General features: G+C 68.9%; 12 protein-coding genes and 1 pseudogene. 3 read left to right on the top strand and 10 right to left on the bottom strand.

Annotated features, from left to right (window positions below; translation table 11 throughout):
* Positions 1-5: 5 nt before the first annotated feature.
* From ACJ8AT_RS03630 to ACJ8AT_RS03645, 4 genes are read right to left on the bottom strand one after another with little or no spacing between them, the layout of a single operon-like run.
* Positions 6-1,094: a Gfo/Idh/MocA family protein gene (locus tag ACJ8AT_RS03630; RefSeq protein WP_407736129.1), complete on the bottom strand. Its 1,089-nt coding sequence runs from the start codon at positions 1,092-1,094 to the stop codon at positions 6-8.
* A 42-nt stretch (positions 1,095-1,136) separates the two neighbouring features.
* Positions 1,137-2,366 (bottom strand): sugar ABC transporter permease, encoded by a 1,230-nt coding sequence (locus tag ACJ8AT_RS03635; protein WP_407736130.1) that lies wholly within the window; start codon positions 2,364-2,366, stop codon positions 1,137-1,139.
* Positions 2,363-3,151 carry an ATP-binding cassette domain-containing protein gene (locus ACJ8AT_RS03640; RefSeq protein ID WP_407736131.1) on the bottom strand — a complete coding sequence of 263 codons (789 nt, stop codon included), beginning with the start codon at positions 3,149-3,151 and terminating at the stop codon, positions 2,363-2,365. Before ACJ8AT_RS03640 ends, ACJ8AT_RS03635 begins: the two co-directional genes overlap by 4 nt.
* A gap of 15 nt (positions 3,152-3,166) precedes the next feature.
* Positions 3,167-4,303: a sugar ABC transporter substrate-binding protein gene (locus tag ACJ8AT_RS03645; RefSeq protein ID WP_407736169.1), complete on the bottom strand. Its 1,137-nt coding sequence runs from the start codon at positions 4,301-4,303 to the stop codon at positions 3,167-3,169.
* A gap of 295 nt (positions 4,304-4,598) precedes the next feature.
* On the opposite strand from ACJ8AT_RS03645, the pseudogene ACJ8AT_RS03650 reads away from it, so the two are divergent.
* Positions 4,599-4,784: pseudogene (locus ACJ8AT_RS03650) on the top strand (Rpn family recombination-promoting nuclease/putative transposase); the annotation flags it as partial.
* 205 nt (positions 4,785-4,989) lie between these two features.
* Positions 4,990-5,460 (top strand): hypothetical protein, encoded by a 471-nt coding sequence (locus tag ACJ8AT_RS03655; RefSeq protein WP_407736170.1) that lies wholly within the window; start codon positions 4,990-4,992, stop codon positions 5,458-5,460.
* Positions 5,461-5,475: 15 nt separating this feature from the next.
* On the opposite strand, the gene ACJ8AT_RS03660 is transcribed toward ACJ8AT_RS03655, so the two are convergent.
* From ACJ8AT_RS03660 to rdgC, 6 genes are all read right to left on the bottom strand, one after another.
* A complete protein-coding gene (locus ACJ8AT_RS03660; protein WP_407736132.1) occupies positions 5,476-7,758 on the bottom strand; it encodes a hypothetical protein in 2,283 nt (760 codons plus the stop codon).
* Positions 7,759-7,865: 107 nt separating this feature from the next.
* Entirely contained in the window at positions 7,866-8,801 is a 936-nt protein-coding gene (locus ACJ8AT_RS03665; RefSeq protein ID WP_407736133.1) for an ROK family protein, read from the bottom strand.
* Between the two features lie 32 nt (positions 8,802-8,833).
* Positions 8,834-10,204: a phosphomannomutase/phosphoglucomutase gene (locus ACJ8AT_RS03670; RefSeq protein ID WP_407736134.1), complete on the bottom strand. Its 1,371-nt coding sequence runs from the start codon at positions 10,202-10,204 to the stop codon at positions 8,834-8,836.
* A gap of 287 nt (positions 10,205-10,491) precedes the next feature.
* Positions 10,492-12,258, bottom strand: a complete 1,767-nt coding sequence (locus tag ACJ8AT_RS03675; protein WP_407736135.1) for a protein kinase domain-containing protein — start codon at positions 12,256-12,258, stop codon at positions 10,492-10,494.
* Between the two features lie 351 nt (positions 12,259-12,609).
* On the bottom strand, positions 12,610-13,284 hold the full coding sequence (locus tag ACJ8AT_RS03680; protein WP_407736136.1) for a hypothetical protein: 675 nt from the start codon (positions 13,282-13,284) through the stop codon (positions 12,610-12,612).
* Entirely contained in the window at positions 13,271-13,921 is a 651-nt protein-coding gene (rdgC, locus tag ACJ8AT_RS03685; protein WP_407736137.1) for a recombination-associated protein RdgC, read from the bottom strand. Before rdgC ends, ACJ8AT_RS03680 begins: the two co-directional genes overlap by 14 nt.
* Before the next feature lie 143 nt (positions 13,922-14,064).
* Between rdgC and argS the strand changes: the two genes are divergently transcribed.
* Positions 14,065-15,843, top strand: coding sequence for an arginine--tRNA ligase (gene argS / locus ACJ8AT_RS03690; protein ID WP_407736138.1), 1,779 nt, complete (start codon positions 14,065-14,067; stop codon positions 15,841-15,843).
* The last annotated feature ends 41 nt before the right edge of the window (positions 15,844-15,884 follow it).

Here is a 15,884-nt window from a genome sequence, read left to right on the forward strand (position 1 = left end):
TCCGGCTAGAACCGGGAGAGCGAGATCCAGCGGCGCTCCGAGTGCGAACGCCGGATGGCATCCAGCACGCGCTGGTTGCGCCACCCATCCTCGAAGGTCGCGGCCCCGGGGAGCGAACGCAACCCCAGGCGCAGCGTCTCGGAGATGGCGCGGGCATAGTGGAAGAAGCCGTGGGCCCACTCGTTCTCCTGCATCCCCGCCGGGAGCTTCTCCGGCGTGGGCAGCGGCTCCCGCTCCCACTTCTGGCTGCCCACCTCCGCACGGAGCAGCTCCAGCCCCTCGACGCGTACCGCTCCTTGGGCCCCGAACACCTCCACCACGTGCGTGGGCTTGCCCGGCTCCACCGCGGACAGGCTCACCGCCGCCGTGAGGCCTCCACCGAAGCCCAGCAGCGCCTGGACCTCGTCGTCGGACGTCACCATCCGAGACGCCCCGGTGACGGTGTCCGTCCGCGTCGTGACGTGCGTGGCGAGCACCCCGAGCACCTCCGTCGGCTCGCGGCCCAGCAGGAAGCGCAACGCGTCCACCGCGTGCGAGCCGAGCGCCCCCAGCAACCCTCCGCCCTTCGCCACGTCCGACCACCAGTCCCAGGGCCGCCCGGAGCCGGCGCGGTTGTCGCTCCGGTAGCGCACCCGGGCGTGGTGGATCACCCCCAGCTCTCCGGACTTGATGATCTCCCGCATCCGCAGGCGCGAGGGCAGGAAGCGCAGCTCATGGTCCATCAGCGCCACCACGCCGCGCTGCTCGGCCGCCATCCACATGATCTCCGCCTCCGCAGCCTCCAGCGCCGTGGGCTTCTCGCACAGCACGGACTTGCCGGCGTGCACCGCGGCGATCGCCATCTCGCGGTGGAGGTGCGGCGGCGTCACGATGCTGATCAGCCCCACCTCGGGGTTGCGCATCAGCTCGCGCCAGTCGCCGGTGGCGTGCGGAATGCCCAGCTCCCGCGCGGCCTGCTCCGCGCGCTCGCGGTGGGCGCTCGCGATGGACACCACCTCCACGCCAGGGCACGCCTGGAAGGCGGGCACCTGCGTGGAGCGCGCGAAGCCCGTTCCGATGATGCCCACCCGAAGGGGCTGTACTTCGGTCGTCATCCCGCCTCCATCAAAGCCGGGCAGGCACCCCAAGGTCCCGGATCAGGCTCGTCCCGCCGCCTGTCGTCCGCGCCGGGAGAGCGCGTCGATCGAGGCCGCCACGAGCAGCACTGCCCCCGTTACCATGAACTTCACGGACGAGGACAGGGCCAACAAGTCCATTCCATTGGAGATGGATCCGATCACCAGCGCGCCCAGAATCGCCGACCACGCGGATCCGCGCCCGCCGAAGAGGCTGGTTCCACCGATCACCGCCGCCGCGATGGCGTTGAGCAGCACGTCTCCGCTGCCCGAGGACTGGTTCACCGCCAGCAGGCGCGAGCCCGCGAGGATGCCTCCCGCGGCGGCCATCGTCGACGCCAGGGTGAAGATGGCCACGCGGATGGTGTCCACGCGGATGCCGGCCCGCTTCGCCGCCTCCGCGTTGCCGCCCACCGCGAAGACGTGACGGCCAAAGCGCGTGCCGCGGAGGGTCAGCTCCAGCACCACCACGAAGCCCGCGAAGATGAGCGCCGCGAGCGGCAGTCCCCGGTCCTCGGTGAAGATGGCCACGGCCGCCAGCACGGCGGCGGAGATGACCACCACCCGCGCCACGGTGGAGCGCGGGTGCGCCTGCGGCAGCCCCGCCGCCGCCCGCCGCCACCGCTCCAGCAGCACCGTGGCCACGTAGAGCAGGAGGATCAGCGCCGCGGCCGGCCAGGCGATCGCCGGCTCGAAGAAGGTGCCGGTGAGCCCGGTGATGATGGGATCATTCAAGTTCACGGTGCCGGTGCCGCCCAGGGTGAAGAGCAGCGCGCCCTGCCACCCGAGCAGCCCGGCCAGGGTCACCACGAATGACGGCACCCGGAGCCGCGTAATCCACAGGCCATGGAACAGGCCGATCGCCGCGCCCGTGGCCAGCCCCACGAGGATGGAGGGCCCGGGAGACCACTGGTGCTTCACGTTGAGGATGGCCATCACCGCGGCGGACAGACCGCTCACGGCACCGGCCGACAGATCGATCTCTCCCAGCAGCAGCACCAGCACGATGCCCGCGGAGATCGTCCCCATGGCCGCGATCTGCAGCATGAGGTTGGTGAGGTTGACCGCCGACAGGAAGCGCTCATTGGCCAGGTAGAAGATGAGCCAGATGACGACCAGCCCGACGATGACGGGCAGGCTGCCCAGCTCGCCCTGGGACACGCGGCGGCGGAAGCCCTGCCACGCCCCCTTCAGCCCGGGAGCATCCTGGATCAGCCGGGGATCGATGGCGGCTTCGCGGGGGGCGCTCATACGACCTCCGGCTTGAGGGTCTCGACGACCTCGGTCTTCTTCACGCCGGTGATGGCGGAGACGACGTCCACCTGCTTGGCCTCCTTGGCATCGAACGTCGCTACGCGCTTGCCGAGCCGCATCACGATGATGCGATCCGCCACCGAGAAGACGTCCACCATGTTGTGGCTGATCACCACCACGCCCAGGCCCTGCTCGCGCAAGCGGCGGATGAGCTCCAACACCTGCTTGGTCTGCGCCACGCCGAGCGCCGCGGTGGGCTCGTCCAGGAGCACCACCTTGGGCGAGCCCATCATCGCGCGCGCCACCGCGATGGACTGCCGCTGCCCGCCGGACAGCGACGCCACCTGCGTGCGCACGCTGGGGATGCTCACGCTCAGCCGCTGGAGCAGCTCCGTGGCCTGCCGCTCCATGGCCGTCTCGTCCAGCCACCCCACCAGCTTCCCAGCGCCCCCGCCGCGCAGCTCGCGCCCGAGGAACAGGTTGCCGACGACGTCCAGGTTGTCGCAGAGCGCGAGGTCCTGGTACACGGTGGCGATCCCCAGCGACGACGAGGCCTGTGGCCCTGTCAGGGACACGGGCCGGCCCTCGAAGAGGACCTGGCCCTCGTCAACGGGGAGGATGCCCGAGATGATCTTGATCAGGGTGGACTTCCCGGCGCCGTTGTCGCCCACCAGGGCGACGACTTCACCGGGATGGACCTCGAAGTCCACCGTCGTCAGTGCCTGGACGGCTCCGAAGCGCTTGGAGACACCTCGGAGCGCCAGCAGCGGGGTCGCGGACATCCTTCCCTCCCGGGACTACTGGAGCTGCGCCGCCTTGCAGGCGTCCTGGTAGCTGGACGAGCAGATCTCGTCCGCCTTCCAGAACCCATCGGCGATGACGGTGCTCTTGACGTTGTCCTTCGTCACCGCCACCGGGGTGAGCAGAATGGAGGGCACGTCCTTCTGGGTGTTGTTCACCTTGGCGTTGACCTTGCCGGCCGGGGCGGGCTGCCCGTGCGCGAGCGCCACCGCGAGCTCGGCGGCCGTCTCGGCCTCGGGCTTGATGGCCTTGTAGATGGTCATGAACTGCTCGCCGGCGATGATGCGCTGGATGCCGGCCAGCTCCGCGTCCTGGCCCGTCACGGGGGGCAGCGGCTTGACGCCCGCGGCCTTCATCGCGGCGATGGCGCCACCGGCCGTGCCGTCGTTGGCGCAGTACACGCCGGCGATCTTGTCCTTGCCGATCGCGGTGATCGCCTGCTCCATCTCCTGCTGGGCCTTGTCCGGGCTCCAGTCCGGCGTGTCGTACTCGGCGCCGATCTTCAGGCCGCTGCCGTCGATGACGCTGTGCGCGCCGTTCTTGAAGAGCTTGGCGTTGTTGTCGGTGGGCGCGCCGTTGATCACCACGATGGTGCCGCCCGTCTTGCCGTCGGCCTTGAGCTTGTCCACGAGCGCCATGCCCTGCAGCTTGCCCACCTGCTCGTTGTCGAACGAGATGTAGTAGTCCACGTCCGCGCCAGTGATCAGGCGGTCATAGCTGATGACGGGAATCTTGGCCTGCTTGGCGCGCGTCACGATGGCGGCCGCCGAGGCCGAGTCCACCGGATCCAGCACCAGCACCTGGGCGCCGTTGGTCAGCGCGGCCTCGGCCTGGCTCTGCTGCTTGGACGCGTCCTGGTCCGCGTTGCTGTAGATGACCTCGCACTGGCCGCACAGCTCCTTCACCTTGCGCTCGAAGTGGGGACGGTCATGAGACTCGTAGCGCGCAGTCTTGGACTCGGGCAGCAGCAGGGCGATCTTGCCGCCCGCGGGCTTCTTCTCGGCTCCGGCGGTGCCGGTGGCGGCGCCAGTGGTGGCAGTACTGCCAGCCGGCGTCTCCTTGTTCTCCTTCTTGCAGGCGGGGATCAGCAGCATCACAGCGGCCAGCACCGAGGCGGCGCCGACGCGAGTCATCGAAGAACGGGTAGTCACTCGTCCCTCCCTCTAGTGAGTGGGTAGGTTGCCGGAAAACGCCGGGCATCCTGTCCTCACCCGCCAGGTACCGCAAGACTTTGCCCAGGCCAGTGCGCCGGGCGCCGCCGCGCGTCATGCCACGGAGCGCTCCGTGGACTCACCGTCCACCGCGCGAGACTTCCCCGCGGCAATGCCTGAACAGGAAGCTCCTGCGGCGGCGCAATCAGCCTGCGAGTCCCTCTCGGACACGAAGCACCGCTGGTGCTGGCATGCCGCATGCTTGGCACCGCCCTCCATGCCGGGCCCCCATGATCTGTTCGCGCGCTTCACCTTCGACCATCCGGAACGGGCGGCGGCGGAGCTGCGCGCCGTGTTGCCACCGGAGGTGGTCGCTCGGGTGGACTGGAGCAGCCTGCACCGTGAGCCTCCCAGCGTGGTGGATCCGGAGCTCAGAGAGAGCCAGAGCGACTTGCTGTTCTCGGCTCGGCTTCACGGGGGACAGCCCGTGTTGCTCTATTTCCTGCTGGAGCACCAGGACGGCCCCGCGCCGGGTCGAAGAGTTGTTCCAGCTACCGGAAGACGACCCGGAGCGCTGGACGGCACTGGTACCCCGCTTCGGATACCTGCTGGACGACCTGACAGCCGAGCGAGAGGACGTGCTCCGAGCGCGGCCTGGCCCACCCTTGGTGCCGCTGGCCCTGCTGCTGCTGCGCTCTGGCCGCTCCGAAGGGTTGGCCGTGCTCCTGGAGACCTGGAAGCCGCTGCTGGCCGAAGTGCTGGCCGCCCCCGGCGGGGAGGAGCACCTGCGCGCCATCGTCCACTACCTGCTCCTCGTAGGGGTGAAGGCCGCACGCGAGTCCTTGAGGAGAGTGATAAATTCGGTAGCAGGTGAGCAGCGAGCGAAGGAACTGATGAAGACCATGGGAGAGGAACTCATCGAGCAGGGAATGGCCAAAGGGCTGGCACAAGGGCTGGCCAGGGGGCGGGCGTTGGAGCGAGCCGAAGGAGTGCTGCGGATTCTGGCCGCTCGCGGCGTCACCGTGGATGACAAGGCTCGCGAGCTCATCCTCTCATGCTCGGATCTCGCCACGCTCGAGCGGTGGTTCGACCGAGCCCTGACCGCTATCCGCTTCGCGGATCTGCTGGTGAACGATTGAGCCTGCGGTGAGGCCTCACCCCTCGCGAGAGGCGCTGAACACGAGCTGCGCCTGCTGGGTGCCCGTGCCCGTCACCACCGTGAGCGTGCGCTCCGCGGACTTGAGGCCCTGGATGCTCTTGGTGGACAAGTCGAGCAGCATCGCGCCGAACGCCTTCACGTGGAACGAGACGCGCCAGAGCTCCTCCAGCTCCGAGAACACGCTGTCGATGAGGGTCGGATCTCCGCCCTGCAACAGCCCGTCCTTGAGCTGAGCCATACCGGCCACCAGGCGCTGCCACCGCACGTAGGTGCCTCCGTACATGCCGCTCACGTCCGCCAGCCGCGAGTTCTTGTCCAGCACGTCCGCGAAGGTGTTGGCGCCTCCCGTGCCCTCCCAGAACGCCACCTGTCCGTCTTCACCCTTGGCGATCCGGTCCTGCTTGAGCCACGCCGCGGCTCGCTGCGCGGCCCGCTGCGGCGTCCAGTCCTTGGCCTTCTCCGTCAGGTAAGCCATCCACAGCGGCGCGTACACGCCCTGACGGAACCCGGGGTTGGCTCGCGCGCTCAGGGTGTCCCACGGCATCGAGCGCGCCAGCGCCTTGGCGAAGAACTCGGGCTGGCCGAACGCCATCAGCGAGGTGAGCTCCCGGAACAGCGCGTCGGCCAGCTTCAGCTCCAGCCGGAGCTCCACCTCCCCGCCCCTGGCTGTGTCCTTGATCTGCTGGAGCACTCGCTCCTCGTCCGCGTCATCCAGCACGTGCCAGACGATGGCCTCGTCGATGGCCTGGCGGAGCGACTCGTCCGAGAGCTTCCCGTTGCGGCGCAGCAACATGTAGAGCCCGAAGTTGAAGTCCCGCACGGTGGGCTCGGACTTGAACTCGGCCATGTCGCACTTGAAGTCGACGGACCAGCCACCCCTGTCCTTGAAGAAGCCACCCTCGTAGCTGCGCACGCCCACGTAGGCGTAGCGCCGCGGGCCATGGACATGATCCGGCGAGCCAAACTGCGCCACCCGCTGGAGCTTCTTCTGGCTCTGGCTGTGGAGCAGCTGCCACTTCGAGAACCCCAGCGAGAACCCCCACGCCTCGTTCAGCGTCCGCGAGTCCTGCTCGAAGTAGCTGCGCAGCGCGCCCGGGTCGACCTGCGGGAGCACCTGCGAGAGCCGCCCCAGCACCAGCGAGGTGTGGAACTTCTTGAGCTGCTCGTCGGGCAGCTCCATCCGCAGCAGCGTCTGTTCATCGGAGAGCCGCGAGTACTCGTACTGGAACCCAGCGGAGATCTTCCCCGCGGCCATGGCCGTGAGCGCCTGCTTGACCTGGACCTTCCGGTCCTCCCAGGCCCGCTTGAGAGCGGAGGCGTCGGCCTCGTAGTCCTTCAACCCCAGCCGGTCCAGCGCCAGGCGCAGCGCCCGCTTCTCCACGTCATTGAGCTGCGCGGTGGACAGCTTGTTCACCAGCGCCTCGAATTGAGCGAGCCCCGGCAGCCCCACGAGCGCATCCAGCGCCGCTCCCACCACTTGCGCATCGGCGAGCTCCACGCTGACGCCGACCTGCGCCGCGAGCTTTGGCTCGCGCACCACACCCCTCTGCACCGAGACCACCACCGCCCCCGCCTTCTCGCGCGAGAAGGTGAGCAGGAAGTCGTCCGTGACGGTGATGGAGCCCCCCACCGTGGCCCCCGTGGAGGTCTTGATCCCCACCAGCGTACCCGCCGGCAGCAAGCGGCTGAGGGCGTTGAGGTTGGAGGTGAGCACGTCCGCCCACTTGAGCGTCACCGAGGTCTCCAGGCGCGTGCGAGCCTGGAAGGCCAGCGCCTCCTTGGGCTGGAGCTTCAGCACGTGGTCGAGCACCATCGGCAGCCGGAGGTGCTGGGCGTCGTTGATGACAGAGTCCTGCACCCGGTCGGTGAGCGCGTGCACGTGGTAGTCGGCCACGAACAGCGAGCCCTCTGCGCTGCCGGAGGCGCTGAGGAAGGGCAGGTTCACCCCAGCCTGGGCCTTGGCGCGGGCGCGAACGGCGTACTTCAGCCACCCATCCTGGCCAAGCACCAGCGGAGGGCTCAGCTTGGTCACGTCCTCTTTCGTGGGCGCGTTCCCCAGGACGCCGTCCGCGTCCACGTCGCCCGGCGCATTGAAGGCTTCGATGGAGACCTCGGCGCCCCCGTCCACGACGAAGGTGAGCTGCTCCAACCCGAAGGTGACCGGCTGATCCACCTTGGCCTTGGCCAGACTGACCGGGACCTGCGAGTCCTGGAGCATGGTGCTCGGGAGCAGCGCCTTGAGTTGATCGAGAAGGGCCAGCTTCCAATCGAAGGGCATGAGCGACCTCGGAGCGTGGCGCTGGAACGAAGCGCACGTCCAGCGTAGCGGACAGGCCCCTCCTTCGTGCGGAATTCTGGCTCGCGGGCCCGCGCCCTACCCCAGGCTCAGACGGCCAGCAGCGCCGCGCCGATGAGGCCGCTGTCGTCGCCCAGCTCGGCGTCGGCGATGAGCAGCCCCTCGCGCGAGGTGTTGGAGGCGAACGCCTGCACTCCCTCCATCACGTGGCGGCGGAGGCCCGGGCAGTGCGTCAACACTCCACCGCCAATGATCAGCCGCGCCGGGTTGAGCACCGTCACCATGTTGGCGATGGCCATGCCGAGCATGTGCCCGGCGCGCTCGTGGATCTCCCGCGCGCCCAGGTCCCCCGCGTCCGCCGCCTGCTCCAGCGTGACGGGCGTGATGCGGTTCGGGTCTCCCCCGGCCAGCTGGGCCAGCACGGTGGAGCGCCCCGAGGCGAGCAGCTCGCGCGCCTGGGCGATGAGGTTGTGCCCACCCGCGTAGGCCTCCAGACACCCCAGCTCGCCGCAGCCGCAGCGGCGGCCGTTGGGCACCACCTTGGTGTGGCCCAGCTCGCCGGCCACGCCCCCGGCGCCGCGCACCAGCTGGTTGTTGGCGATGATGCAGCTGCCCACGCCCGAGCCCACGAAGACGACGTACACGTCCGTGGCGCCTTGCCCTGCCCCAGCGTGCAGCTCGCCCCAGGCCGCGGCGGCCAGATCATTCACGACACGCACGGGTTGCCCGAGCCGCTGCGCCAGCAGCGCCCCCAGCGGCACGTTGCGCCACCCCAGGTTGGGCGCCACCGCGATGATTCCCGAGTCCCGGTGGATCTGCCCCGCCGCGCCCACACCGCAGCCGTGGACCGTGACTCCACCGCCCTCGGCCAGGGCCGCGGCGGCGGCCAGGGCGATGACCTCCACCACCGCCGCGGGGCTGCGTTCGGTGAGCGCCACCTTGGCGGAGGCCATGATCCGGCCGTGCTCGTCCACCACCGCAGCGCGGGCGAAGGTTCCTCCCAGGTCGATTCCCAGCGTGGACATCAGTGCGCTCTCCTTGGGTCCTTATACTCCTGCTACCCGCCGACCTCGCGCTTCACCTTCTCCACCGTGCCCTCGATGAGCTGCTGGATCTCCTTGAGCCGCTCGGGAGTGCTGGCCTCGAAGCGCAGCACCAGGATGGGCTGGGTGTTGGAGGCGCGGATGAGGCCCCACCCGTCTGGGAAGGTGACTCGCACACCATCCACGTCGATGATCTTGTGGCCCGCCGCGCGCAGCGTCTCGGTGGCGCGCTTCACCAGCTCGAACTTCTTCTCCTCGCGGGTGTCCACGCGCAGCTCGGGCGAGGCGTACGTCTTCGGCACGTCCGAGAGCAGCTCCGAGAGCTTGCCCTGCTCGTGGGTGAGGATCTCCAGCAGCCGGGCGGACGAGTACACCGCGTCATCGAAGCCGAAGTAGCGGTTCTTGAAGAAGATGTGGCCGCTCATCTCGCCGGCCAGCTCGGCGTGGGTCTCCTTCATCTTCGCCTTGATGAGCGAGTGGCCCGCCTTCCACATCACCGGCTTGCCGCCGCGCTTCGCGATGTCGTCATAGAGGGTGTAGCTGCACTTCACCTCGCCGACGATGGCCGCGCCCGGGCTCTCCTTCAGCACGTAGCGGCTGAAGAGGACCATCAACTGGTCGCCCCAGAGGATGTTGCCCTTGTCGTCGATGACGCCGATGCGGTCGCTGTCGCCGTCATAGGCGATGCCCACCTCGGCCTTCTCGCGCTTCACGGCGGCGATCAGGTCCTCGAGGTTCTCCACCACCGTGGGGTCCGGGTGGTGGTTGGGGAAGGTGGCGTCCATCTCGCAGAACAGCGGCACCACGTCGAAGCCCATGGCCCGGAACAGCGGCACCGCCACCGCGCCGCCCGTGCCGTTGCCCGCGTCGATGACGATGCGCATCCCCTTCCGCCCGACCTTGATGGTCTGCTGGATGAAGTGGTTGTACGGGGTGATGATGTCGAACGGCGTCACCGTGCCCGGCTTGCCGCCCTTCTCGAAGTCGCGCGCCTCGATGAGCTTGCGCAGCGCCTGGATCTCCGGGCCGTGGAACGTCGTCTTCCCCGCGCCGATCTTGAAGCCGTTGTACTCGGGCGGGTTGTGGCTGCCGGTGATCATCGCCAGCCCATCCACCGGCAGCGTGTTGGCCGCGAAGTACGTCAGCGGCGTGGGCACCACGCCCACGTCCAGCACATGCAGGCCCGTGGAGCTCAGCCCCTTGGCCAGCGCGTCCCGGAAGCGGGTGGAGGACTCTCGGCAGTCGCGGCCCACCACGATGGAGCGCCCGTGCTGACGGCGGATGAGCGTGCCCAGGCCCTTGCCGAGCAGCTCCACCACCTCGACGGTGAGATCCTTATCGACCAGGCCACGGATGTCGTACTCGCGAAAGATGTGCGTATTCATGGGATAAATCCCCACCCTCCCAGCCAATGGGAGAGGTAAGGCCAGAGGGCGGCGGACTCTACACAAGCGGGGGCAGAGGGGTAAGCGCTTCACGGCCTCGGGGGCCGGCGCAAGCGCTCCATGTCATGAGGAGGAAAGCCAGACAAGCCTCCCGCCGGGCAGACGGGTGCATGTCAGGCCACCTTGATGGCCGCCATTTGTCACCCTGGGTGTGGCCGTGGAGCGGCCCGCGGCCGGATCGGCTTGCCCTGGCGCTGGAGCCTGAGCGGCTCCAACGAAGGAGCGGATCAGCGGGCGATCGCGGGGATCGAGGTCGTCATCGGGCGCATCCTCCGCTGGAGCGTCCAGTAGTGGCGCTGCCCGGGGATGTTGAGCGGATCCAGCGCGAGCGCCTGCGCGTAGCAATCCAGGGCCGCCTTCAAGGCGTGCTGCGCCTCCAGGGTCTGGCCCTGGGCGAAGAGAGAGCGCGCGCGGACCTCGGCGCCGGTCCGGGCGGAGAGGTAGGCATGGCGCATGGGCGCCACCTGATGCTCCGAGAGCCCCGCGGCGATGCAGCGGGCGATCCCGTGGACATTGCCCTTGGCGGCGTCGAAGCCCGCACGAGTCAGCGGATCACCGAGCGTACGCTGGGCCGCCTCCACGCGAGCGCGCAGGGCCTCCAGCTCCTTCCGCTGGCTCTGCGGGAGCGCGCGTCCCCAGAAGGCCTCCACGCGGCGAAGCGCGGCCTCGGAGCGCTGGCGCACCTCATCGAAGCTCGCGGAGGGCGGCAGTCCGAGGAACACGTAGGGATCCTTGCCGAGCGCGGCGGTGCGCGTGAGCAGCTGCGCCAGCTCGGCGTCGGCCTGCGGCTCGACGGTGCCTCCACGGGCCTGGGTCACCAGGGCCCGCAGCGCCTCCGAGGGCTCGGCGAAGTGGACGAAGAACCCCGCGGAGACATTCCAGGCCCGGGCCTCGTCCTGGGACACGTGGCGCACCACGTCCCCGGAGCACAGCAGCGAGCGGCCCTGGAAGGAGAGCTCCAGCGGCAGCCGCGCCGCGAGCGCAGGCGGAGGCCCATCGAAGGCGATGAAGAGCCCCTCGGCCGTCACATCGCTGGCCTGGGCGGAGCGGGCCTCCGGACTGCCCAGCCCTCCCACGCGAACCTGCAGGCCCGAGGGCACCTCCGCACGCGGCGCCACGGCCTGCAGCGTCACCGTCGGCCGAGCCAGGCGGCGCTGGGCCGCGACGAGCGCGAGCTGGAAGTCCCGGGCGCTGGGGAAGCGCTCCTCCGGGCGCCGGGCGATGGCCTGCATCACCACCATGGACAGGGCCTGCGGAACGCGGGCATCCAGGGCGTGCGGCGGCGGCGGACGGATCTCCTGCTGCTTGAGGAGCACCTCGCCCACGCGGCCACGGCCGAAGGGCAGCCGCCCGGTGAGGAGCCGGTAGCCGATGACTCCCAGCGCATACATGTCCATGCGCGTGTCCGCGGCGGTGGTCTCCCACTGCTCCGGAGCCATGTACGCGGGCGAGCCCAGGGACACGCCCGCCGCCAGCTCCTCCTGGGAGAAGCACGCGGACAGGACGCTGGCCATGCCGAAGTCGAGCACCTTCACCTGCCGCTCGCCGTGCTTGTCCCGAGTGAGGACGATGTTGTCCGGCTTGAGATCGCAGTGCACCACGCCCCGAGCGTGCGCGGCCTCGAGCCCCTCGAGCACCTGGATGAGCAGCCCGATGACGTCATTGGGCAGCAGCGGCAGGGACAGGCACGACAGGGACTCGCCCTCGACGTACTCCATGAGGATGGCGGGCAGATCCCAGGGGCCCGGCCGGGCATCGAGCACGCGCGTGACGTTGCGGTGGATGACCCGGCTGGCCGCCTGCGCCTCGACGTAGAAGCGAGTGCGAACGTTGGGGTTCGCGGCCAGCGGCGGGTGCAACACCTTCACGGTGAAGCGCGTGCCGGTGGGCGGATGCAGCGCCAGGTACACGGAGCCCACGGCTCCGAGCCCGATCAAACGCTCCAGCAGGAGCGGGCCATGGTGATGGCCTACGAGCGAGTTGACCTCGTCCATCTCCGTGGCACCTGAGAAGGCCGGACAGGGACTGCCGACCGAGTGAATTGCCTGGCATCGAACGCATCTCATGACCGCCACCCCCACATCGATCCCCAACCCCCCCGAAATGCGCGAGCCGGATCACTGCAACCTTCGTGCAGAGCGCTGAGGTGGCTTATCGGACGTTCGAAACCCTCGGAGCGGCACGGAGGCGCGCAACTCCGGGTGGAGCGTGGCTGTCATTTCTACCGATGTACCCCGCAAAGAGACTCCAGCATCTACCGGCTTTTCCGAGATTGCCGGTCATGCGAGGCGGGGTGCCACACGTGGGGACTTCTGCAACGGTGCGAGGCGTGGGAGCCGGTGCGCCTACCGCTTGCGCACGTGGGCGGCGCGCTGGAGGGCCGTCTGTTTCCGGGTGCCCTCCTCGCCGCGCATCCACTCCTTCATCGCGGGGACCACCTGCTTGTTCCAAGCGCGTCCGGCGCGCACGGCGATGAACGTCTCGACCAGGGTGTGGATCATCGCGGAGAGCTGCTCGGACAGATACAGCCGCTCGTCGAGCCGGGAGTCCTCCTCCTCACTCATCAGCTCCGGGAGCTTGGCGGCGCGGATGTCGAGGAACTCGGCGTCCACCGTGACTTCGAACGCGCGCTCGCCGTGGGTGATGCGCAAGCGCGCCTGGTGGACGAGCAGGCCGCGATCCAGCGAGTGCTTCACCTGCTCCGAGTACGGCGCCATGGAGCCACGAGCGGACAGCTCGGTGACATCCCCGCTGACGCCCTTGAGCACCACGCGCCCGAGGAACAGCACGGTGAGCCCAGCCTTGTCGAACTGGGCCAGCGGCTCGCCCTCCTCCGAGCGCCACAGCAGCCAGGTGAGGAACTCCCGCCCCAGGTACGCCTTGCCGCGCAGCAGGGCCTCGCGGGCCTTGCCGCGCTCGACCTCGGCCTCGTCCTGCTTCTCCTCGGTGGCGGCGCCATCGACGCCGACATCCCCTCGCATGAAGGCCGCTTCCTCGCGGGCCTGCTCACGCTTCCCCATGGCTCACCTCCACCGGCAGCTCGGCCGCCAGCTCCACACCAATCAGCTCCGCGGTCGGTCCCAGCGTCGCCTCATCAATGCCCATGCGCGCCGCCGCCGAGGCGGGGATGAGCGGGGTGAGCTTCACCTTGAAGCCCGTCTCCACGGCGTTGAGCACCTCCTCCACGGCCTTGCGCGAGGCGGCCCAGATCTGAAGCTGCCGCGACTTCAGGTTCCAGCTCACGTCATGCACCTTGGTGAGGGGCACGGCGCGGTTGCGGAGCACCTGGCGCAGCGAGGAGCGGTTCTCGCCCTTCTCTCCACGGCTGGGCGGACGGCCCTTCTCCTTCTCGAAGGCGGCGGCCCACTTGTCGACCTCGGCGCGGAGCACGGGGCCGGGCACCTTGATGGTGTCGATGCGGTACCCGAACAGGGCGTACTCTCCATAGAAGAGGGCGCCGGCGGAGAACTCGGTGGCGTCGTGATTCTCCAGCTCGACGAAGCCGGCGGCCCGCTCCTCCTCGGAGCGGCGATCGATGGGGGCGAAGGCTCGGGCCTTCAGAGCGCGAGACAGCGAGCGCTTGAGGTCCGCGGCAGCTCCCTCGGCGGGCTCGACGAGGAAGCGTGAGAAGGTGACGGCACCACGCAGGACGGGCATGAGGCGCGGCACAATGAGGAGGGCCGCTTCCTGCGTCAAGTCACCGAGAGTGCATCCGTCAGCAGAGGGCGCACGGAAGCCGTGAAGCCCGCGCGGATTCTGCCTAGATTGCGCAGCCCTCAAGTCCCGTTATTGGAGTCCCCATGCGGCAGAAGGTTTTCGCTCTCATCGATGCAACGCTCCAGGCGCTCAAGGCGGCCGGCACGCTCAAGCTGGAGCAGGTGCCCGGCTACACCGTGGAGCCCCCCAAGAACGCAGCCCACGGCGACTGGGCGGTGAACGTGGCGATGCTGCTCACCAAGCCCGAGGGCAAGCCGCCCCGCGACCTCGCGAACGCCATCGTGAAGGGGCTGGTGGACAAGGAGGGCATCGTCGCCAAGGTGGAGGTGGCGGGCCCGGGCTTCCTGAACTTCACGCTCAAGGAGCAGGTCATCCAGCAGGTGGCGCGGGAGGTGCTGAGCGCCGGGGAGACGTTCGGGCGGCGGGCGCCGAAGTCGACGGGCAAACGCATCATGGTGGAGTTCGTGTCGGCCAACCCCACGGGCCCGGTGCATATCGGCCATGCGCGCGGGGCGTTCATGGGCGACGCGGTGGCGCGGCTCTTGGACGCGGCCGGGCACGACGTGACGCGCGAGTTCTACATCAACGACTACGGCAAGCAGGTGGAGACGCTGGGCCGCACGGTGCACAAGCGCTACCGGCAGCTCTTCGGCGAGCAGATCGAGCTGGCCGAGGGCGAGTACCCGGCCGAGTACGTCATCGACATCGCGAAGACGTGGAGGGCGGAGGTGGGCGAGAAGTACCTGCGGGCGCCGGAGTCCGAGTGGATGCCGGAGGCGATCGCGGTGGCCATCCGGGAGAACCTGAAGGCCATCAAGGCCACGCTGGAGAAGGCGAACATCCGGCACGACGTGTTCTTCAGCGAGGCATCGCTGCACACCTCGGGCAAGGTGGTGGCCATCGCCGGGGAGTACAAGAAGCGGGGCGTCACCTACGAGGCGTCCGAGGCCCGGCGCGACACCGAAAAAGTCCGCAGCGAGGACAGCAAGGCCGCGCAGTACACGGAGCGTCAGAAGGGTGGCACCTTCCTGGTGACGAGCCAGCACGGGGACGATGAGGACCGCGTGATTCTCCGGCACGACGGGACGCCGGTGTACCTGACGGCGGACCTCGCGTACCACAAGGAGAAGTACGACCGGGGCTTCGATCGGATGATCGACGTGTTCGGCGCGGACCACGCGGGGCACGTGCCGCGCATCAAGGCGGGGATGATCCTGCTCGGGCTGGATCCGAAGAAGCTGGACTTCCTGCTGGTGCAGCTGGTGCGAATCACTCGCGGCGGCGAAGAGGTGAAGGTCAGCAAGCGCAAGGGCACGGTGTTCGAGCTGGCGGACCTCATCGACGAGGTGGGCCCGGATGTGTGCCGGTTCCTGTTCCTGATCAAGACCGCGAACTCGCGCTTCGACTTCGACTTGGACCTGGTGCAGAAGCAGTCGAAGGACAACCCGGTCTTCTATTTCCAGTACGGCCACGCGCGGTGCGCGAGCATCCTGAAGAAGGCGGTGGAGAAGGGCACACCGTTCGTCGGGGCGGAGAACCTCACGCAGGCGCAGCTCGCGCGGCTGACGCTGCCCGAGGAGCTGGCGATGCTGAAGAAGATGAGCCAGCTGCCGGACGTGGTGGCCAGCGCCGCCGAGCGGCTCGAGCCTCACCACGTGCTGTACTTCTGCCAGGAGCTGATCACCGACTTCCACAGCTACTATACGAAGTACAAGACGGACCCGATCATCAGCTCGGACGTGGAGAAGACGCAGGGTCGGCTGGCGCTGGTGGCGGCGCTGAAGCAGACGCTGCGCAGCGCCTTCGCGCTGCTGGGTATCAACGCCCCCGAGTACATGGAGGCGCCGCCCGAGGAGGAGTGAGCGCAGCTCCCAGAGCCCTCTCCGTGAGCCGGGCCGCGGGA

The sequence above is a fragment of the Hyalangium sp. genome, assembly GCF_045802625.1.
Classification (GTDB): Bacteria; Myxococcota; Myxococcia; order Myxococcales; family Myxococcaceae; genus Hyalangium.